The sequence below is a fragment of the Ulvibacter litoralis genome (genome assembly GCF_900102055.1).
Classification (GTDB): domain Bacteria; phylum Bacteroidota; class Bacteroidia; order Flavobacteriales; family Flavobacteriaceae; genus Ulvibacter; species Ulvibacter litoralis.
Genome location: NZ_FNBA01000002.1, coordinates 821868 through 842251, shown reverse-complemented (window position 1 = coordinate 842251; position 20384 = coordinate 821868). Strand labels below are relative to the sequence as shown.

Annotated in this window: 18 protein-coding genes; 11 read left to right on the top strand and 7 right to left on the bottom strand. The window is 35.3% G+C overall.

Translation table 11 applies throughout. The annotated features are described in order from the left end of the window. Window positions 1–206 precede the first annotated feature (206 nt). From BLQ00_RS09845 to BLQ00_RS09835, 3 genes are all read left to right on the top strand, one after another. The gene (locus tag BLQ00_RS09845; RefSeq protein WP_093143757.1) at window positions 207–1025 is read left to right on the top strand and encodes a M48 family metallopeptidase; all 819 of its coding nucleotides are present in this window, start codon (window positions 207–209) and stop codon (window positions 1023–1025) included. A gap of 82 nt (window positions 1026–1107) precedes the next feature. After that, the gene (locus tag BLQ00_RS09840) at window positions 1108–2430 is read left to right on the top strand and encodes an MFS transporter (RefSeq protein WP_093143754.1); all 1323 of its coding nucleotides are present in this window, start codon (window positions 1108–1110) and stop codon (window positions 2428–2430) included. A gap of 50 nt (window positions 2431–2480) precedes the next feature. Then, a complete protein-coding gene (locus tag BLQ00_RS09835; RefSeq protein WP_093143751.1) occupies window positions 2481–3896 on the top strand; it encodes a DUF6252 domain-containing protein in 1416 nt (471 codons plus the stop codon). Between the two features lie 80 nt (window positions 3897–3976). Here the strand turns inward: BLQ00_RS09835 and BLQ00_RS09830 are convergent, their stop codons facing one another. From BLQ00_RS09830 to BLQ00_RS09815, 4 genes are read right to left on the bottom strand one after another with little or no spacing between them, the layout of a single operon-like run. Then, window positions 3977–4708: a head GIN domain-containing protein gene (locus BLQ00_RS09830; protein ID WP_093143748.1), complete on the bottom strand. Its 732-nt coding sequence runs from the start codon at window positions 4706–4708 to the stop codon at window positions 3977–3979. A gap of 55 nt (window positions 4709–4763) precedes the next feature. Continuing rightward, entirely contained in the window at window positions 4764–5855 is a 1092-nt protein-coding gene (locus tag BLQ00_RS09825) for a hypothetical protein (RefSeq protein WP_093143731.1), read from the bottom strand. Further along, entirely contained in the window at window positions 5839–6384 is a 546-nt protein-coding gene (locus BLQ00_RS09820; RefSeq protein ID WP_093143730.1) for a hypothetical protein, read from the bottom strand. Before BLQ00_RS09820 ends, BLQ00_RS09825 begins: the two co-directional genes overlap by 17 nt. Then, window positions 6381–6938 carry an RNA polymerase sigma factor gene (locus BLQ00_RS09815; protein WP_093143729.1) on the bottom strand — a complete coding sequence of 186 codons (558 nt, stop codon included), beginning with the start codon at window positions 6936–6938 and terminating at the stop codon, window positions 6381–6383. Before BLQ00_RS09815 ends, BLQ00_RS09820 begins: the two co-directional genes overlap by 4 nt. A gap of 381 nt (window positions 6939–7319) precedes the next feature. On the opposite strand from BLQ00_RS09815, the gene lon reads away from it, so the two are divergent. The 7 genes from lon to BLQ00_RS09780 all read left to right on the top strand — a co-directional run bounded on the left by lon (window position 7320) and on the right by BLQ00_RS09780 (window position 15968). After that, entirely contained in the window at window positions 7320–9770 is a 2451-nt protein-coding gene (gene lon / locus BLQ00_RS09810) for an endopeptidase La (RefSeq protein ID WP_093143728.1), read from the top strand. A 166-nt stretch (window positions 9771–9936) separates the two neighbouring features. Continuing rightward, window positions 9937–10956: a type IX secretion system protein PorQ gene (gene porQ, locus BLQ00_RS09805; RefSeq protein WP_093143726.1), complete on the top strand. Its 1020-nt coding sequence runs from the start codon at window positions 9937–9939 to the stop codon at window positions 10954–10956. Next, window positions 10956–11648, top strand: a complete 693-nt coding sequence (cmk, locus tag BLQ00_RS09800) for a (d)CMP kinase (RefSeq protein ID WP_093143725.1) — start codon at window positions 10956–10958, stop codon at window positions 11646–11648. Before porQ ends, cmk begins: the two co-directional genes overlap by 1 nt. Before the next feature lie 146 nt (window positions 11649–11794). Further along, window positions 11795–12676 carry a hypothetical protein gene (locus tag BLQ00_RS09795; RefSeq protein WP_093143723.1) on the top strand — a complete coding sequence of 294 codons (882 nt, stop codon included), beginning with the start codon at window positions 11795–11797 and terminating at the stop codon, window positions 12674–12676. A 278-nt stretch (window positions 12677–12954) separates the two neighbouring features. After that, complete coding sequence (locus BLQ00_RS09790; RefSeq protein ID WP_093143716.1) at window positions 12955–13839, top strand: hypothetical protein; 885 nt, start codon at window positions 12955–12957, stop codon at window positions 13837–13839. 174 nt (window positions 13840–14013) lie between these two features. Continuing rightward, window positions 14014–14913 (top strand): hypothetical protein, encoded by a 900-nt coding sequence (locus BLQ00_RS09785; RefSeq protein ID WP_093143714.1) that lies wholly within the window; start codon window positions 14014–14016, stop codon window positions 14911–14913. Between the two features lie 158 nt (window positions 14914–15071). Further along, entirely contained in the window at window positions 15072–15968 is an 897-nt protein-coding gene (locus BLQ00_RS09780; RefSeq protein WP_093143712.1) for a hypothetical protein, read from the top strand. 77 nt (window positions 15969–16045) lie between these two features. On the opposite strand, the gene BLQ00_RS09775 is transcribed toward BLQ00_RS09780, so the two are convergent. The 3 genes from BLQ00_RS09775 to BLQ00_RS09765 form a co-directional block, all read right to left on the bottom strand. Then, window positions 16046–16534 (bottom strand): hypothetical protein, encoded by a 489-nt coding sequence (locus BLQ00_RS09775; RefSeq protein ID WP_093143710.1) that lies wholly within the window; start codon window positions 16532–16534, stop codon window positions 16046–16048. Window positions 16535–16732: 198 nt separating this feature from the next. Beyond that, entirely contained in the window at window positions 16733–17305 is a 573-nt protein-coding gene (locus tag BLQ00_RS09770; RefSeq protein ID WP_093143708.1) for a TMEM175 family protein, read from the bottom strand. 91 nt (window positions 17306–17396) lie between these two features. Then, entirely contained in the window at window positions 17397–18092 is a 696-nt protein-coding gene (locus tag BLQ00_RS09765) for a DUF4377 domain-containing protein (protein ID WP_093143706.1), read from the bottom strand. 277 nt (window positions 18093–18369) lie between these two features. Here BLQ00_RS09765 and rpsA point away from each other — a divergent pair, with 277 nt between their 5' ends. Next, complete coding sequence (rpsA, locus tag BLQ00_RS09760; RefSeq protein WP_093143704.1) at window positions 18370–20229, top strand: 30S ribosomal protein S1; 1860 nt, start codon at window positions 18370–18372, stop codon at window positions 20227–20229. Window positions 20230–20384 lie beyond the last annotated feature (155 nt).

Here is a 20384-nt window from a genome sequence, read left to right as displayed (position 1 = left end):
TTTATGATAGTAGCAAAAGCCATTCCATACTTTACAAAGGTATTGGGTTGACTTTTTAAAATATATTAAAGCTTTGATAAAGTTTTTATCTTAATTATTGTTTCGTTCAACGAAAATACTAGGGTAAAAAAACGGTTTTTAACTATTAACTTCTAAAATGAAAAGATATATCCTTATTTTTGAATGATAATTAAACCTGAATACCAATGAAACTTAAAACAAACCTCTCCATTTTACTTGCATCCATAGTATTGGTTGCTTGTACAACAAATCCTTTTACTGGAAAACAAACATTAGCATTGGTGCCAAATTCTCAAATTTTACCAATGGCTTTTCAAGAATACGATCAATTCTTGACTGAAAACAAAGTGGTTACTGGAACTGCGGACGCAAACATGATTAAAAATGTGGGGCAGAAAATATCTGCTGCTGCAGAACGCTATTTAACAGCGAATGGATATGCAGGATACTTAACAGATTATGAGTGGGAATATAACTTAGTGGATGATCCTGCCGTAAATGCTTGGTGTATGCCAGGAGGCAAAATTGTATTTTATACAGGAATCCTACCAATTACACAAGGTGAAGCTGGAGTAGCTGCTGTTATGGGACACGAAGTGGCACATGCTTTGGCAAATCATGGTCAGCAACGTATGAGTGCAGGACAGTTACAACAAATAGGTGCTGTGGCAGGAAATGTTGCTTTAAGTAATGACCCAAAAAATCAAAGTATATTTAATCAAGCGTATGGTATCGGAAGTCAATTAGGTGTTATGTTACCATTTAGTAGAAGTCACGAAACGGAAGCAGATAGAATAGGACTTACTTTAATGGCTATAGCTGGATATGATCCTATTGTAGGAGCTCAATTATGGGAGCGTATGAGTCAAGCAGGTGGAGAAGCACCTCCAGAAATATTAAGTACACACCCTTCTAACCAAACTAGAATTGTAAATATTACAGAATGGGCACCAGAAGCTAAAGCAGAAGCAAGAAAATTTGGTGTTACTACGTTTAAAAAATAATACTCAATATATTTTTAGTACTTTAGAATCCCGCAAAAGCGGGATTTTTTTGTATCCTCTTTTAAATCAATACTGTACTATTATGAGTCAAATTTTACCAAAGGGAAGTAAAAAATTACTGAATGCTTGGGCGTTTTATGATTGGGCAAACTCCGTATATAGTTTGGTTATAGCTTCTGCTATATTTCCCATTTTTTATGGTGCTTTAACTATCTTAAAAGATGAAAAGGGTACAATTATAAATGATACGGTGTCTTTTTTGGGGTTCGACTTTAATAATGACACATTAATTAGTTTTGTAACAGCTGCTGCCTTTTTAGTCGTTTCAATTTTAAGTCCGCTGTTAAGTGGTATTGCCGATTACGTTGGGAATAAGAAAATGTTTATGAAGTTTTTCTGCTACTTAGGCGCTTCTTCCTGTATCGGACTCTATTGGTTCTCTATGGAATTTTTATGGTTTGGCTTGTTGTGTTATTTCTTTGCATTAATCGGTTTTTGGGAAAGTTTGGTGTTTTACAATTCATACCTGCCAGACATTGCTTTTAAAGAACAACAAGATAAAATTAGTGCAAAGGGATATTCTTTAGGATATATTGGGAGTGTTGTATTACTAATAATCTGTTTGGTAATGATTATGAAGTATGAGTTATTTGGTTTTGAAAGTGAAAACTTTCCAACGCGATTTTCATTTGTGCTTACAGGTTTGTGGTGGATTGGTTTTAGTCAATACACCTATTATCACCTTCCGAAGGGAAACAAAAAAGAAAAATTCACTAAAAACGTGTTGTTTAATGGATTTAAAGAGTTAAAACTTATTTGGAATAAAATCAAGCAAAACATACCTCTTAAACGATATTTAGGGGCTTTTTTCGTGTATAGTATGGCGGTACAAACTATTATGTTGGTGGCGACTTATTTCGGGATTGAAGAATTAGATTGGGGAGATACAAATGCAACAACAGGATTAATAGTAAGCATATTGCTAATACAATTGGTAGCGGTTCTAGGTGCTTTTATTACATCTCGCTCTTCCGCAAAATTCGGAAACATAAAAGTGCTTATCGTTTTAAATATCATTTGGATTTGCATTTGTGTGTTTGCTTATACCATTACAACTCCGAATGAATTTTACATAACCGCAGCCTTTGTAGGACTCGTAATGGGAGGAATTCAATCTTTGTCAAGATCTACGTATTCAAAGTTTCTTCCTGAAGATGCAATCGATACAGCCTCTTATTTTAGTTTTTATGATGTTTCAGAAAAAATAGGAATTGTAATAGGAATGTTAAGCTATGGATATGTCGCCCAACTTACGGGTAGTATTCGATACGCGATATTATTTTTCGTTTTATTTTTTGTTATTGGTGTCATTTTACTATTGAGAGTACCAAGAAAAATGAATTAATAAACAATTTTTCTTTAAGTTTGCGTTATAAGAAAAGCAAACAACTACTTATGAAGAAATTTATACTCTTTAATTGGGCTTTAGTTGCCCTTTTAGCACTTAATTTTACAGCTTGTACAGACGAGCCATTAGAAGGCACATTTCCACAACAAGGAGATCCAGGACTGGCTGAAGAAGGTCAATTTTTGGCCCAAATAGATGGTGAAGAGTTTGTAGCGAGTATTGCTGGGGCCACTTTAACCACTGAAAATGTTCTTGTAATTACAGGTTTAATTGAGAGTACAGGAGAGAGTATTACATTATCTGCTGAAGATGTTACAGCAGTAGGTCCTTTTAATCTAATCGCTGGACCAGCAACTATAAATGCTGCACGTTACTTCGACGTTGAAGCAACAACCAATCCGTATGTTTCTTCTGGAGACTTAGGAGGATCGGGACAATTAACACTTACTGACTTAAATACTGTTGACTTAACAATCTCTGGTACTTTTAGTTTTATCGGAAAACGAGTTCAACTTGATGCTACAGGTCAGCCAGTATTGGATGGAAACGGAGATCCTGTGATTGAAACTATTTCAGTAACACCGGGTGCGTTTAACACTATTCCTTATACAATTGATGATACTGGTTCAGGTGGTGGTGGAACAGGTACAGGTGATCCTGTAGACGAATTCTACGCGCTTGTTGAAATGAATGAGTTTGTAGAAGATACAATTACAACAACTTTATCTATGGTTGGAGGAGTTGATATGGTGAAAATTATAGCGAGAACTTCAGATAACGCAACTATTCGTATTGATTTACCATTGTTTTTAGGCGAAGGAACTTTCGATATGGAAAATATTTCAGATGGAACAGACGTAATAGCATTGTACAACTCAAACACAGGAGGGGAGAACTTAACTTCGAATCCTGGAACGATTACAATTACCGAATTTGATACGGAAGAAGGTATTATAGAAGCGACATTCTCATTTACAGCTACAGACCCATTAGGAGTTGATCCAACTGTTGTTTCTGTTACTGAAGGTGCTTTTACTGTCCATTTTCCTGGAATTCCAGGAAGTGGTCCAAATCCTTTTTCTGCAGAAATAGATGGTGTTGAGTATGAGTCTGAAACAATTGTATTAAACTATACCTTGTTTAGTGGAACAGAAATCGTTTCTATTGAATCTAGTGCAGGTGGAGAAACACTTTCATTGGCTTTCCCAATCGATATTGAAGTAGGGTCGTACCCTATGAGTTCTGTGCTTGCTACAGGGGATGAAAAAATTGGAATCTACAGTCCGAATGGTGGTGCTTCTGAATTTGCTTCAGATCCAGGAACGTTAACGATTACAAGTTACGATCTAACCACTGGAGAGATTGAAGGAACGTTCACATATACAGCGATAGATGTTTCAGGAGCAGATCCAACAACATACGAAATTACAAACGGTAGTTTTGAAGCGGTTATCAATCCGTAACATTTATTAAAAACTATATAAAAAAAAGCCCTCTTACACACAGTAAGAGGGCTTTTTTTATTTCCGAAGAAAACAGATTGCTAACGAGGAGATATAGAACCCGATCCTAATACTTTGGTGTCTGCCGTATCTGGATTTCCTGAGTATTCAATATCGCCCGATCCATTGACACGTGCTTTAATACTTTTTGAAGCTAACACAACAATGTCACCAGAACCAGAAACATAGGCTTGTGTGTTTTCTGCTTTTAGTCCTTTTCCCTTAAAATCACCACTTCCGGTAACTTTTACTTCTAAAGATTTTGTTTTTCCTGAAATGGTTAAGTCGCCAGAGCCTATTACTTTCGCATCAATATTGGTACTAGTAACGTCTAAAGTAACATCGCCCGATCCTGTAACAGACGCATTGAAAGAATCGGTTTTAATAGTGTCTTTTGTGTTCACATCACCAGAACCTGTAAGGGAAACACTAGAAATTGTTTCAAATGGAACTGTAACATGAATTCCCTTATTTGTAGATACATTTATATTTTTTTGGACTCTAATTTTTAATGAATTGTTCTCCACTTCAACCACAATGTATTCTTGAATGTTCGAATCTGTCGTAACTGTGATGCTTCCTTCATTTCCCCGTTCTAAATGAACGTCTAAAGACCCAATGACTCTAATTTCGTCATAATCTTGAGTGTTGACAGTTTTAGTGGTTACGTTTCCGTTTCCTTTTATCTTTTTATTTCCAAATTGCGCATAGCTTTCAGAAATGCTAAAAAGTGTAATACCTACTGCTAAGGTGATTTTTACTAATGTTTTCATAGTGGATTGTTTTAGTTTTGAAGTCAGCCGACTTCTATGATTGATGTTGATTTAATTATTTTTCTGTAAAGGTAACACCTCCGTAATCTGATGTGATTTTAATCGTATTCCCCGAATCTTTTTTTCCGTGGAAACCAGAATAGCGTTTTGTACTATGTTCATTTATCGAATTTAAAATAGTAACACTAGCATCTTCGTTAAGACTTGCATAGCTAAGTTCTACCAAAAAGTTGAAGTGGTAGTTTGGAGCAAAACCAAGTTTAATTCCGGTGTAATCTCCAATAATATTTACGTTTTTAGCCGTTTCTGTTAACCGTTCCACTTTAATAGAACCATAATCGGCATTTAATTGTAATGATCCTGAAACGGTACCGATACGATTGGTAACATAATCGCCACGTCCATCAATATGTACCGCTTCTCCAATTTCTATTTTACCATAATCACAGTTAAATGTAATATCTCTAGCTTTTATAATTTCAGACTGCGTGTAATCGGCTATTAGATCTACAGTTCCTGCTTTCTCTAAGGTGAATCCTGAGTAGTCCGCATTTATCTTTCCACTTTTCATATACCCAATACTCGATTTGCTCGTGTAATCAAAGGTTAGAAGGTTGTTTTCTCCTCGAAGTTCACCTAAAATCAATTGTCCGTAATCACATTTAATAATGGCAGTTCCTTCTAATTTGTCTATGCTAATAGCTCCATAATCGTTACTAAGGTTTACAAGATTACTGATAGGCATTTTAATTATGTAGTTAATTTCCATAGCCACATTATTGTTGTTGCTATCGCCCCAAAAGCTCCAAGACGTGCTTTTTTTCTTGTTAAACTCTGTTACAGCCGTAACTTGAGAAGGGCTTCCAGAAAAGCTAATTGAAATTTCATCTAGCTTTTGTTGTGCTTTTGCTTCGTTATCGGAGTTGGTTTTAATTTGCACTTCTATAGCAATTCTGTTTTCAGTCCACGTAACAATATCAATGTTCCCATAACTGTTTTGCACTTTCAACAGCGCGTCTTTGTTTACCGTAAAGTCTTTCTTTACCGTTTTTTCTTTGGTGTATTTGCCTCCAAACTTAGTGTGATTTGCAGCAACCATAAAAGGAATGCAAAGAAGGAGTATAAGTGTTTTATAGTGTAATTTCATTTCGATAGGCTTTAAGTGTTTTAATTTCTTCTATTTTTTCTACTACTTGTTGTAAGAGGTTGATACGATTCTGAAAATTTGAAATCATCGCATAGATGACGCGTTTGTCGTTACCGCTTACGGCAAGATCAGTTTTAAGTATTTTGTACTCTTTTTCAAGAATGTCCATTTGTTTCAACGCGTCGTTCACGAGTTGTTGCGTTTCTGGCGCTGTAATCTTTTTCAGTTTTTGTAATTCTTCAGTAATGGTGGTGGTAAAAAAAGATTGTGTTTGCATCATTTCTGGCGATACACTTGCAAGGTCTTTTTCTGAAGGTATTGTTTTCAAAGAAGTACTTCCAATAGCAATTAGAACTGCGATAGAAGCCGCTATAGAAAGGGGTTTCCACCATCCTCGCTTTTTTTCTGAAGGTTTTTCAACTTCATTTAACCGATCTAAAAATCGTTTTTGATGTCCAGTAGGGGTTTCGTGTACATCGAAACTACCCTCCAAATCTCCAAACAATTTGTCTATGGCATCTTTTTTCATTGTGTAACTTTTAATTTGTTTCGTAAACTTTCTTTTCCTCGTGAAATCAATGTTCTACAATTGGCATAACTAATTTGTAAGATTTCACATATTTCCTCGTAATCAAATCCTTCAATTAAATGCAAGGTCAATACCCGACGGTAATTATCGTGTAACGAATTTAAACACCGAAGCGCTTCGGTTGCTTTTACCTGCGTATAATCTTCTTCAGAAATCCCATCGTAAGATTCTTCAACCGCTTCGTCTGCCAATCCTTGGTCTGGAATTGTCACAAAACGTTGTGATTTTTTATACTGAGTAATTGCATTATTAATTACAATTCGTTTCAACCAAGCTCCAAATGCGGCATTACCTTTAAATGTATCTAGCTTATTAAAAGCCGTTAAAAAAGATTCTTGCATAATATCTTCCGCTTCCGCAGTATCTTTTACAATACGTAGGGCTACATTATACATGGCTCCTTGATAGCGATTATAGACCTCCAGTTGTGCCAATTGATTCCCTTTTTTACAAAGAACGAGCAGTGATTCTATATTTTGTTTGGTTAGTGTCAAAAAATGAATTGGTATGGTTTGTTATAAAGATAGCAGAAGTGAAAGATTGTTACACTTGTGTTGCTTTATTTTTGAAAATAGTTTGTAAACTACTGTTTGTCTGTGTATTATTTTTATTACTTCGGAACGTTTTATCCTTCAGAAGTTGTTGTTGATTATAGAAATTTAATGGCTTCTGAAATCATAACGACCTTATAAAAATGTTTCGTTACAAAAGCGCTTCTTGGCTTGACAGGGTATGGCACAACTCTTGAATCATAGTAGGGAAGAAGGGTAGAAAACCTACTGTTTTTCAGCAATATTGAAAGAAAAAGAAAAAGAAAATTTTAAATCATACCATTGTGTTGCTCGTATTTGTGACACAATGTCTCAATCTACTATATGACTAAATCAAAATTAACATCAATAGACAGTTTGTCATTTCAAGACTTACAAGGTGATGCAGATTTTATTCCCTTAATGACAAATGAAGATGAAGATGCTATGGACAAAGAAGAATTGCCAGAGGTACTTCCTATTTTACCTTTGCGTAACACCGTATTATTCCCAGGAGTTATTATTCCAATTACTGCGGGACGTGATAAATCGATCAAACTGATTAATGAAACCAATAAAGGAAGTAAGATTATTGGGGTTGTTTCGCAAAAAGAAGAAGAAAAAGAAGAACCAGGTATTGAAGATATTAATACTACGGGAACCGTTGCAAAAATTCTACGGGTTTTAAAAATGCCTGACGGAAATACAACGGTTATTATTCAAGGAACCAAACGTTTTAAGGTTTCGGAAGTACTTACCAGTGAGCCGTATATAACGGCAACGATTACAGATGTAGCCGAAGCGAAGCCTGCAAAGGATAGCGCCGAGTTTAAAGAGGTGATTAAATCGATTCGGAAACTTGCATTAGACATTATTAAGGACAGTCCGACGATACCTACGGAAGCTTCATTCGCCATCAAGAACATTAAAAGCGATGCTTTCTTAATCAACTTTGTGTCTTCTAACTTGAATATTTCAGTAAAGGAAAAACAAGAGTTGTTAGAAATAAGCAGTTTGATGGATCGTGCCATGGAAACGCTTAAGTACATGAACTTAGAGCTTCAGAAGTTATCATTACGCAATGATATTCATTCAAAGGTTCATAGCGATATCAACCAACAACAGCGTGAATACTTCTTGCACCAACAAATGAAAACCATTCAAGAAGAATTGGGTGGGTCTTCTTCCGAAGAGGAAATAGAAGCCATGCGTGTACGTGCAAAATCTAAAAGCTGGAACAAAGAAGTTGGTGAGCATTTCGATAAAGAGCTAGCAAAGTTACAACGTATGAATCCGCAAGTAGCCGAATATAGCATTCAACGAAGCTACTTAGATTTGATTTTAGACTTACCATGGAATGAGTTTAGTGTTGATAAATTTGACTTGAAACGCGCTCGTAAAATTCTTGACAGAGATCATTTTGGATTGGATGATGTTAAAAAACGAATCATCGAATATTTGGCAGTATTGAAACTTCGAAATGACATGAAGTCACCTATACTTTGTTTGTACGGACCTCCAGGGGTGGGTAAAACATCGTTAGGAAAGTCTATAGCCGAAGCTTTAGGCAGAAAGTATGTACGTATTTCCTTAGGAGGTTTACGTGATGAAGCAGAAATCCGCGGACATCGTAAAACGTATATTGGAGCTATGCCTGGACGTATCATTAAAAGTTTAAAGAAAGTAAAAACTAGCAATCCAGTTTTTGTATTGGATGAAATTGATAAGCTTTCTGTGGGAAGTCAGGGAGATCCTTCTTCAGCCATGTTAGAAGTATTAGATCCAGAACAAAACAATGCTTTTTACGATAACTTTTTAGAGCTAGGTTTCGACCTTTCTAAAGTAATGTTTATCGCAACTTCAAATAGTTTAAGTACCATTCAACCAGCATTGCGAGACCGAATGGAAATTATTAATGTTTCAGGATATACGATTGAAGAGAAAGTAGAAATAGCAAAACGACATTTACTTCCGAAGCAATTAGAAGAACACGGTTTAAAGAAAGAACACTTACAAATTCCGAAGCCACAGTTAGAAAAAATCGTGGAAGGATATACGCGTGAGAGCGGTGTGCGTAGTTTAGAGAAGCAAATTGCCAAAATGGTGCGGTATGCGGCTATGAACATTGCAATGGAAGAAGAGTACACCGTAAAAATAACCAACGATATTATTGTGGAAGTATTAGGCGCACCACGATTGGAACGCGATAAATATGAAAATAATGATGTAGCAGGTGTGGTTACAGGACTGGCTTGGACACGAGTAGGAGGTGACATCTTATTTATAGAATCGACACTTTCAAAAGGAAAAGGATTGCTGAACATGACAGGAAACCTTGGAAAAGTAATGAAAGAGTCGGCAACCCTTGCCATGGAGTATATTAAGTCGAATGCCGAATTATTAGGAGTAGATCCTGAAGTGTTCGATAAGTATAATGTACACATTCACGTGCCAGAAGGAGCAACACCTAAAGATGGTCCGAGTGCTGGTATTACGATGCTAACGTCATTAGTTTCCTTGTTTACGCAACGCAAAGTGAAAAAGAGCATTGCGATGACAGGAGAGATTACGTTACGTGGTAAAGTATTGCCTGTTGGCGGAATTAAAGAAAAAATATTGGCTGCGAAACGTGCTCGAATTAAAGAAATTTTATTGTGCGAAGACAATAAGCGTGACATCGATGAAATTAAGCCAGAATATTTAAAAGGATTAAAATTTCATTACGTAAAAGAAATGAGCGATGTCCTTTCATTAGCGCTCACTAAAGAGAAAGTTAAAAACGCTAAAAAACTGTAATCTAAACAGATACATCCGCTCTCGTTATTAGAGAGCGGATTTTTTTTAATCCCTTTTACAACGCAGGAATTGATATGGTTTACTAATTAATGAAACTCTTTTTAGTACGCCGAAAATAAATTATACTTGCATTCGTTTTAAATTCAGGAAAAGGTATATCGTCTCAATGAACCAAAAGGTTTTATTCTTATTTATCTCACTTATTACTACCACGCTCATGGCACAGGTGGGAGGACGAACAACATATCAGTTTCTAAACCTTGTAAATTCACCCAGGCAAGCTGCCTTAGGAGGAAAAATTATTACGAATTACGATTACGATCCTACACAAGCATTGTTCAACCCAGCGAGTATCAATCCTGAAATGGACAATCAGTTGTCCTTAAATTACAATAATTATATAGGAGATGTAAGTTATGGTTCGGCTGCCTACGCCTATTTGTGGGACCGTCGTACGCAAGTGCTTCATACAGGTATTACCTATGTTAACTACGGAAAGTTTGCCGGATACGACGAAGGTGGGAACGCAACCGATACTTTTAGCGGTAGCGAAGTCGCTTTGTCTGTTGGGCATGCCCGAAATATAGCATTTACCAATTTTCATGTTGGAGGAAATCTGAAATTTATCTCGTCTCATTTAGAAAGCTATTCTTCTTTTGGAGTGGCTTTAGATATAGGTGTGATGTATGTTTATGAAGATTGGGATTTGAATATTTCTGGAGTCGCAAGAAACGTAGGGACTCAATTAACACCTTACGACACCCAATTAGAAAAATTACCTTTTGAGTTGATTTTTGGAGTTTCTCAAACACTTCAAAACATTCCAATTCGTTGGCACTTCACCCTCGAAAATATGCAGCAATGGAATGTTGCTTTCGCCAATCCAAATCGGTCATTGATCGATTTAGAAGGAAATGAGACTGAAGAGCGAATCAATTTTATAGACAATGCGTTTCGACACATGGTATTGGGAATAGAAATTTTTCCAGAAAGTGGTTTTAACCTTCGGTTAGGATATAATATACGTAGAGCTGAAGAATTGCGAATTATAGAAAGACGTGCGTTTGCTGGACTTAGTGCAGGATTTTCAGTCAAATTTAATTATTTACGATTAAGTTATTCTTATTCAAAATACAGTACGGCAGCTTCGTCAAGTTATTTCGGACTTAATATAAACCTTCAATAATGGGGAAAATTACGATTGCTATAGACGGCTATTCATCTACAGGAAAAAGCACTGTTGCCAAACAATTGGCCGACTGGTTAGAATACGTGTATGTAGACAGTGGTGCGATGTATAGAGCCATTACCCTCTACGCTATTGAAAAAGGGTTTATTTCTGAAACTTCTTTCGATTCAGACAAACTTATCAAACACCTTCCAGAGATATCGTTAACATTTGTAAAAAATTCCGAAGGAAAAGCAGAAATGCATCTGAATGGTAGAAATGTAGAGAAACAAATTAGGACCATGCAAGTTTCCGAATTTGTGAGTCCGATTGCCACTATTTCTGAAGTACGAAGTAAACTCGTAGACCAGCAACAAAAAATGGGCGAGGGCAAAGGTGTTGTTATGGATGGGCGTGATATTGGAACGGTTGTGTTTCCAACAGCTGAGCTTAAAATATTTATGAATGCTACTGCCGAGCAACGCGCTACACGTCGCTATAAAGAACTTATAGAGCGAGGTGATGCTGTTACTTATGCTGAAGTTTTACACAATGTTCAAGAAAGAGATACTATAGATACCACTCGTGAGGATTCTCCTTTACGTAAAGCGAAAGATGCTATTGAAATTGATAACAGCGAGATGAACCTCGAAGATCAATTTCATATCATTCTACAATTAGCTAAAGACAGGATTGCAGGAAGAGTTTAACTTACTGCAAATTAGTCGATTTAATTCCATGTTAAGCTAATTTAAACTGTATTTGGTCGATATAAAAGCGCGCTTCATCTGTTTTTTAGGTATTTAGTCGGTTTTTAATTTTTAATTTTGAGTTATAACCCTTAAAACCAAGCGCTATGAACTTCAAATTAACTTTATTTATTGCAATTGCTTTACTTGTTGTATCGTGTTCAAAGGACACTGAAACTGTCTATCAAGAAGCTGATTTAAAGGCACAAATTAATGTTTCTGAAAAGGAACAAGCACCTAGGGCAATTTATGATACTTCAGAAAGAGGAATTTACCATGGAGTTATTGCTTCAGGGTATAATCAAACAAGAGGAAAGGTTTGGGTAAATGTTGGAAATAATACAAGATATACCGCACTTATTGAAATGGTAAATGGTGATGTGTTCCATTTTGAATTAGATTCGAACGATATCACTTTAGAAGAAAGACCAACTACCTTTAATTTTAAAACAAATGAAGGAGGCTTTATTTTAGACGTTTCAAACCCAAGAAAACCAATAATTACGGAAGCTTCTCTTTACAATGAAGAATATTTAGCAAACGTTTTAAAGAGTACAAGTTTACAAAGAGCTGCTGTAATGACTGGAGTATTTTCAGAAATAGGAAATCCTTTATTTTCAGGAACTTGGAATATACTTTCAAATGGAGAAACAGATCCAAGTGGATATGGCGGACAAGCAATTACAATGTGCATGGTAACATGGAATGGTCGCTCCCTTGAAGACACTACTTTTGAAACGTACACTTCACCTTTTCTTTGTCTAAACTCGGAAGTAATTCCTGCAGTAGGTACTTTTGGTTTGAACGGTATAATGTGCGATGATCAGGTTTCTGTAATGGGAATGAGTACTGTTAATTGGAGTTTAAGCTTTGATACTTTAGTATATACAAATTACACAGACTGTTTACCTCGTACCTCTGGTCTTTTTACACTAGATAACGGACAAGGAATTACAAGGGCAGGTATTATTGCAATTGATCTAATATAATTTTAAAAAAAATAGTCCCCAGTTTTTTTAAGGTGACTCTCGTAGTCACCTTTTTTATGCTTTTAAACCTGCAAAAGAAAATTATTGTTAACGAATTAGAACCATAAAAGTACTAAGGTTTGTTCGTCTGACAGACACTATCTTCTTTAGACTAAATAAACAGCTAGACGGAACCTTATTACATTTCACAGGAAGATGCGTGTGCTTCATCGATGATTTGGTTATTTCATTTAGTGATTAAATAATTTTGTTGAAAACAAACTTACTAAAACTATACTATGAAGATTAAATTACTATTGCCTCTAGCTGTATTCTCTATAGTACTATTATCTTGTTCAAAGGAAGAAGATAGTGTTACTAATAGTGCTGAATTAACACTACAAATTGAAACACCAATTAAGGAGCAAGTTCCTAATAGAACCTATGACACAGAATCCCGCGGTATTTATCACGGAATTATCGCATCTGGTGAAACCACATCCAGAGGGAAAATTTGGATCAACCTTGGTAATAATGGTCTTTATAATGCCTCTATTGAAATGGTAAATGGTGATGTATATGATTTTGCACTAAAAAACGATTACTATCAAATAAATACCCAAACGGAAGTTCAATTTCTGGGTACTGCTGGGAAATTTACTGTAAATGTGAGTGATATTAATGCACCTGTTGTTACGGAAGTTGTTTTAAACAACCAACCGTATTTTTCATCAGTTGTAAAAAATAGAAATATAATGGCAGCAGTATCACGTACAGGAACCTTTAGCGATCCCGTAAATACAAGCTTTACTGGGACTTGGAATATTATTTCTGACGGAAGTATAACAAACCCAAATGGAGAAGGCGGTCAAACTATTACCTCTGTAGTAGTAACCTATAACGGTGTTATGTATACAGATACGGTAATGGAGGTTTTCAATAATGGTTGTTTTGGAGGACCTGGATATATTCCAGATATGGATGCGTTTGAGTTCAATGCAATTTTTGCTGCAGATCAAAATTCTATGTTTGGAGGGAGTACTTCATGGGCTCTAGGAGTGTTACCGTTTTTTCCTCAAGGATATACTAATCTTGCAGATTGTACACCAACATCGTCAGGGACGTTTAGTTGGGCACATCCAACAAATGGGTTGACTAGAAGTGGAACCATTTTTATTGACTAAGAAATCTTACTTATTATAAAAAAAAACAGCCTAACAGGCTGTTTTTTTTGTTTTTATAAGTCTGATAGGTAGTAGGTTAAGTAATAATTTAAATGCAAAGACACTCTTTGTCAATTTATAACGTATTTAAACCTAATAATAGTCTAGCTTTGAATGCTAACCCAAATTATAATTATGAAGCATATTACATCTTTTCTAACCCTTGCCCTTTTTTCTTTTTTATTAGTTTCTTGTGATACAGACTCAGATACTATCGATATTAATGGTGACTTAACTGCACAAATTGGGATTCCTATTAAAAATCAAGTTCCCAATAGAGCTTATGATACAGAGTTCAACGGAATTTATCATGGAATTATCGCTTCTGGTGAAACAACCTCGAGAGGAAAAATCTGGATTAATCTCGGAAATAATAGTCTTTATAGTGCCTCTATTGAAATGGTAAATGGTGATGTATATGATTTTGTACTAAAAAACGATTACTATCAAATAAATACCCAAACGGAAGTTCAATTTCTGGGTACTGCTGGGAAATTTACTGTAAATGTGAGTGATATTAACGCACCTGTTGTTACAGAGGTCGTTTTAAACAACCAATCTTATTTTTCATCAGTAGTAAAAAGTAGAAATATGTCGGAGGCAATATCAAGTACTGGTATTTTTGAAGATCCTGTAAACACAAGTTTTACGGGTACTTGGAATATTATTTCTGATGGTACTATCATGGGTCCAAATGGGTATGATGGTCAAGCAATTACTTCTGTAGTAGTAACCTATAACGGAGTTATGTACACAGAAACTATGATGGAGGATTATTATTTTGATTGTACTAGAGAAGAAGAGACTATTCCAACTATGGAAGAACATGGAGAAGGTTCAATTTTAGCTGGTTCTCAAGTTTCTGAATTTGGAGGCCGTACAGTGTGGTCTCTTGGAGTATTTCCAGCAAAGCCTACAGGGTACATAAATATTACAGATTGTTTTAAAGACATATCATCAGGGTGGTTTATGTGGGGACATCGAACAAATGGATTGACTAGAAATGGAGAAATTTATATTGATCCTCCTTTATAATGTAACAACTCTAATGTAACAATAAAAAAAACAGCCTAACAGGCTGTTTTTTTGTTTTAAAACGAAAAGTGTTTATGTCAATAAAATGTATTTCATCGATTTATATTGTATTTAATCTTTAATTAGTATAATATTACACTCTAACTCAAATTTTAATTATGAAACAAATTAACCGTTTAGTAGCCCTTGGCTTATTTTCTTTAGTTATGTTTTCTTGTTCTAAGGAAGAAGATAGTGTTGCTAATAGTACTGAATTAACACTACAAATTGAAACACCAATTAAGGAGCAAATTCCTAATAGAACCTATGACACAGAATCCCGCGGTATTTATCACGGAATTATCGCATCTGGTGAAACCACATCCAGAGGGAAAATTTGGATCAACCTAGGTAATAATGGTCTTTATAATGCCTCTATTGAAATGGTAAATGGTGATGTATATGATTTTGTACTAAAAAACGATTACTATCAAATAAATGCCCAAACGGAAGTTCAATTTTTGGGTACTGCTGGAAAATTTACAGTAAATGTAAATGATATTAACGCTCCGCTAGTTACGGAGGTAGTTTTAAACAACCAGCCGTATTTTTCATCAGTTGTAAAAAATAGAAATATAATGGCAGCATTATCACGTACGGGTACATTTAGTGATCCTGTAAACACAAGTTTTACGGGTACTTGGAATATTATTTCTGATGGTACTATCATGAATCCAAATAGTACTAATGAAGAAAGTCAAAAAATTACATCTGTAATTGTAACATTTAATGGCGAAATGTACATAGATACTATGATGGAAACCTTCTATTTTGATTGTATTGAAAATCCAACACATACTCCCACTATGAATGAGTTTGCAGAAAATTCAATTTTAGCTGGAGCACAAAATTCTGAATTTGGTGGTACTACTTCATGGACCCTTGGAGTGTTTCCTCCAAATCCTTCTGGGTACCTTTATCCTTCAGATTGCGATGCAGTTGTAGAGTCAGGAACATTTAACTGGGCGCACCCAACAAATGGATTGACAAGAAGCGGAAGTATCCTTATTGATTAAGTAGTACTAACTAATGTAACGATAAAAAAAACAGCCTAACAGGCTGTTTTTTTTATTTATATACGTTCAGTTTTATATTATAAGTCGGAAATGTACACTTCTAGTTTAGTGCCATCCCAATCGAAAGAGCCATCTTCTTTATTATAATCTGTAAGAACAGTGTCCAAGTCAACATCCATCCATTCGCTACCAAGTAGGCCGCCATGTACACTTTTCATTAATGTTTCGTGTCCTACAGAAACTGCTGAATGATAAAACTTTCCGTCGGAATGTCTATAAAACCCAATGGCTTTTCCTTCGTCAATATTCATACCTGGATACCATTGACGGTCTCCGTTTTGAAATTGAAATCTTTCTTGCCATTGCTCTCCATTAGTAGATAATAATTCATCTACAGTAATAGAAGCATTGAATAAAAATCGAATATAAGCAACAACATCGTGTGACTTACCAAAACGAACATAGTCATATATATGGAAGTCTCCTTCCAATAATTTATGAGCAAGATGTTTTCGTTCTGAAGCGCTTAATTCTAAAGAGTGGGCTCCTAATTCTGTTACGTTCATGTTTTGTTTTTTTATTTATTTTTTTAAAAAAATAAGTAGCACTTGGGAGTACGGCATTGGTGGGGATTGAAATGCGTATAAAGCCCTAATGTAAGACGTAACAGTTTCATATAAAAAAATAAACTCTTTTTATAATTACTTTAACAATAACGAAAGAAAAAGACTATTAAAACCTGTTTTAAAAGGCAAGTGAGTGGTTTATTTTACGTTTTTTTCAATACGTTGATCTGGAATAATCCAAATAACGGCTACAAGAATGTAGGTAAATAAAGCGAGCCAAGTATAGAGAAAAGATGTCGCGATGCCTGCGCCATAAATTAAAGCTGAGAATTTTCCTTTTAAATCTCTTCCTAATGCTTTTTTTAAAATAAAATCACTGCCGTGTGATTTGATGATAATTTCTTGTAAGATAAAATAAGCTATGGCACACATCAATAAGTTAAAACCGTATAATGCGACAGGCGTTGATGCGAGATAATTTTCTCCCAACCATGAAGTTGTAAAAGGAATTAAAGAAAGCCAAAAAAGTAGATGCAAGTTGGCCCATAATATTTTCCCATTCACATTTTCAGTTATTTGAAATAAATGGTGGTGATTGTTCCAGTAGATTCCCACATAAATAAAACTAAATAGGTAACTTAAAAATACAGGAGCTTCATGACTAAGAGCTTCTAGAGTAACTGCTGAAGGTGCTTTTAATTCAAGAACCATTATCGTAATGATGATAGCTAAGACTCCATCACTAAAAGCTTCAAGTCGGTTGGAAGTCATAAAACACTATTTTTTGATTGGTAAATAGCAGGACTGTTTATTAGTTTCTTTAAAAAGAGCTGCTTAGTGTTTTAAAATTAAGAATAATTTCTTAATCTACCTTCTTAAAACGTAAGACTTCAGTTTCCGAAGCATCAAATAACGACAATGTTAATCCATCGCGTGTGTAAGTTGTAGTATTTTGTAATGCTTTAGTAAAAGTATTTGAAAGCTCCATATTTGGACACGCCATTTTAGTACTTCCCATCTTTCCGAAGCGAATCTGCGCTGTGTCTAATGACTCAATACTGCCAAAGAATGAATTACATCCATCATTTCCTACAATACGCTTGTCGGCTATAAATAACTCCAAAATAGGTTGTTTGCTGAAATTTGAAAAATTGTCTTCAGTTACGGCCATTCCATTCATTGCTTCAAGTGCCCAAATATCGTGTAACTGTAAAGTAGCATCGGGTGTTTTTTCTAGTATATCTACTAACGTGTATTTTACTGAAGAAGCGTCGGCCGGAACTGTAGAAGGATTTAAAATAGTCTCTTTTACTTTCAGTTTATAGATGTATCCAGGTTCGTAAGTGAAGTCTTCTATAGTGCTGTAAAAATAATTCCAATTAGCAGCATCAAGAACATCTCCCTTCTGAACTTGAAGGCATTTCATTTTAGCGACACCTTCACAATCAACTTTACTACTATTAACGTAATACGTGAACGTACTAGATTCCATTTTTTTAGTGTCATTACAAGAGTTTGCAATAAAAAGACTTAGAAAAAGGAGTGTGATTACTTTCATTATATTCTTCAATTTTGATGGGTAAATATAATAAGTGGTTCAAACATTCAGAAAAAATTATAATAAATTTAAGTTTTACAGATTGAAACTATTTGAATATCAAAAAATAAACAGTAAATTTGCACCCCTTTTAGCGACGAATCTGAATAAAAAGGAACTAAAAAATTTATACTAAGAACCCTTCTGTGGGACAGTTGCAGTAAATATTCAGAAACAACACAGAATACAAATTATTGATTTAGAGGAGATTTACTCTGAAAAATCATACAAGTAACGAATGGCTGATAAAGCAAACAAAGAAGAAGTAGTAGTAGAAAAAACAGAAGCAGCAGCGACTGAAGCAACTACAACTGCAAAACCAAAAGCAGAGGTTTCTTTAAAAGAAAGTAACCCAGAGAAATTTTTAACAGATTTTAACTGGCACAACTACGAAGAAGGAATTGACCCTGTAGACGATGGTAAACTAGAAGAATTTGAAAAACTAGTTGCCGAGAATTTCGTAGATACTTTAGATGATGAAGTAGTAGATGGTAAGGTAGTATTCCTTACAGATAGAGATGCTATCATCGACATCAACGCAAAAAGTGAAGGTGTTGTATCATTAAACGAATTTCGTTATAACCCAGACCTTAAGGTAGGGGATACGGTAGAAGTATTAATCGATGTACGTGAAGACAGTACAGGTCAATTAATTCTTTCTCACCGTAAAGCAAGAACAATTAAAGCTTGGGATCGCGTAAATGCGGCTCACGATGAAGCAACAATTGTTAACGGTTTTGTTAAATGCAGAACAAAAGGTGGTATGATTGTAGACGTATTCGGTATCGAAGCGTTCTTACCAGGTTCACAAATTGATGTGAAGCCAATCCGTGATTACGATGTATACGTTGGTAAAACAATGGAATTCAAAGTAGTTAAGATTAACCACGAATTTAAAAACGTTGTTGTTTCTCATAAAGCGCTTATTGAAGCGGATATTGAAGAGCAAAAGAAAGAAATCATTGGACAACTAGAAAAAGGTCAAGTATTAGAAGGTGTTGTTAAAAACATTACTTCATACGGAGTATTCGTAGATCTTGGTGGTGTTGACGGTTTAGTACACATTACAGACCTTTCTTGGTCTCGTATTAACCATCCAAATGAGATCGTTGAATTAGACCAAAAATTAAACGTTGTAATTCTTGATTTCGATGAAGATAAAACACGTATCCAATTAGGTCTTAAACAATTAAATGCTCATCCTTGGGATGCTTTAGGTGAAGAGCTTAAAGTTGGTGACAAAGTAAAAGGTAAAGTTGTTGTAATCGCAGATTACGGTGCATTTATTGAAGTTGCTGAAGGTGTTGAAGGTCTTATCCACGTTAGCGAAATGTCTTGGTCTACACACTTACGTAGCGCTCAAGATTTCGTAAATGTTGGTGACGAAGTTGAAGCTGTAGTATTGACAATGGACCGCGAAGAGCGTAAAATGTCATTAGGTATCAAGCAAATGACTCCAGACCCATGGACTGATATTACGAAAAAATACCCAGTTGGATCAAACCACAAAGGTATTGTACGTAACTTCACAAACTTTGGTGTTTTTGTTGAATTAGAAGAAGGAATTGACGGTCTTATCTATATTAGTGACCTTTCTTGGACTAAGAAAATCAAGCACCCAAGTGAATTCACTAACATTGGTGATACTTTAGAAGTAGTTGTATTAGAATTGGATGTTGAAGGACGTAAATTAAGTTTAGGTCACAAACAAACAATGGACAATCCTTGGGATAAATACGAAGCTGAATTCGGATTAGGATCTAAGCACACAGCTAAGATTGACGAAATGGTAGACAAAGGAGCAACGATCAAGTTTAACGACGATATCATTGCATTTGTACCTTCACGTCACCTAGAAAAAGAAGACGGTACCAACCTTGTAAAAGGAGAAGAAGCAGAATTCCAAATTATTGAATTCAATAAAGAATTCAAAAAAGTGGTAGCTTCTCATATGGCAATCCATAAAGAAGAAGAAGCAAAAATTGTGAAGCAAGCTGCTAAGAAGCAAGCTGCACAAGCAGATGAGTCAAAACCTACATTAGGGGATGCAAACTCAGCACTTCAAGCTCTTAAAGACAAAATGGACGGAAAGAAATAATTTTCATCCTTTTGAATAGAAAAGCCTCTCAGCAATGAGAGGCTTTTTTTATGCATTATAGTTTAGGGGTAGTGTGTTTAGGGCGTTCCCTTTTTTGTTGCACTACAAAAGGTCGGGCTATTCGCTATATCTTTTAATTTAAATGCTTCAGCGTT

Coding starts and splice junctions, on each gene's coding strand:
- BLQ00_RS09830 (WP_093143748.1), bottom strand. CDS start 4,708: ATGAAAACATTAGTAAAAATCACCTTAGCAGTAGGTATTACACTTTTT.
- BLQ00_RS09775 (WP_093143710.1), bottom strand. CDS start 16,534: ATGAACGTAACAGAATTAGGAGCCCACTCTTTAGAATTAAGCGCTTCA.
- BLQ00_RS09820 (WP_093143730.1), bottom strand. CDS start 6,384: ATGAAAAAAGATGCCATAGACAAATTGTTTGGAGATTTGGAGGGTAGT.
- lon (WP_093143728.1), top strand. CDS start 7,320: ATGACTAAATCAAAATTAACATCAATAGACAGTTTGTCATTTCAAGAC.
- BLQ00_RS09790 (WP_093143716.1), top strand. CDS start 12,955: ATGAAGATTAAATTACTATTGCCTCTAGCTGTATTCTCTATAGTACTA.
- BLQ00_RS09780 (WP_093143712.1), top strand. CDS start 15,072: ATGAAACAAATTAACCGTTTAGTAGCCCTTGGCTTATTTTCTTTAGTT.
- rpsA (WP_093143704.1), top strand. CDS start 18,370: ATGGCTGATAAAGCAAACAAAGAAGAAGTAGTAGTAGAAAAAACAGAA.
- BLQ00_RS09835 (WP_093143751.1), top strand. CDS start 2,481: ATGAAGAAATTTATACTCTTTAATTGGGCTTTAGTTGCCCTTTTAGCA.
- porQ (WP_093143726.1), top strand. CDS start 9,937: ATGAACCAAAAGGTTTTATTCTTATTTATCTCACTTATTACTACCACG.
- BLQ00_RS09765 (WP_093143706.1), bottom strand. CDS start 18,092: ATGAAAGTAATCACACTCCTTTTTCTAAGTCTTTTTATTGCAAACTCT.
- BLQ00_RS09785 (WP_093143714.1), top strand. CDS start 14,014: ATGAAGCATATTACATCTTTTCTAACCCTTGCCCTTTTTTCTTTTTTA.
- BLQ00_RS09770 (WP_093143708.1), bottom strand. CDS start 17,305: ATGACTTCCAACCGACTTGAAGCTTTTAGTGATGGAGTCTTAGCTATC.
- BLQ00_RS09795 (WP_093143723.1), top strand. CDS start 11,795: ATGAACTTCAAATTAACTTTATTTATTGCAATTGCTTTACTTGTTGTA.
- BLQ00_RS09845 (WP_093143757.1), top strand. CDS start 207: ATGAAACTTAAAACAAACCTCTCCATTTTACTTGCATCCATAGTATTG.
- BLQ00_RS09825 (WP_093143731.1), bottom strand. CDS start 5,855: ATGAAATTACACTATAAAACACTTATACTCCTTCTTTGCATTCCTTTT.
- BLQ00_RS09840 (WP_093143754.1), top strand. CDS start 1,108: ATGAGTCAAATTTTACCAAAGGGAAGTAAAAAATTACTGAATGCTTGG.
- cmk (WP_093143725.1), top strand. CDS start 10,956: ATGGGGAAAATTACGATTGCTATAGACGGCTATTCATCTACAGGAAAA.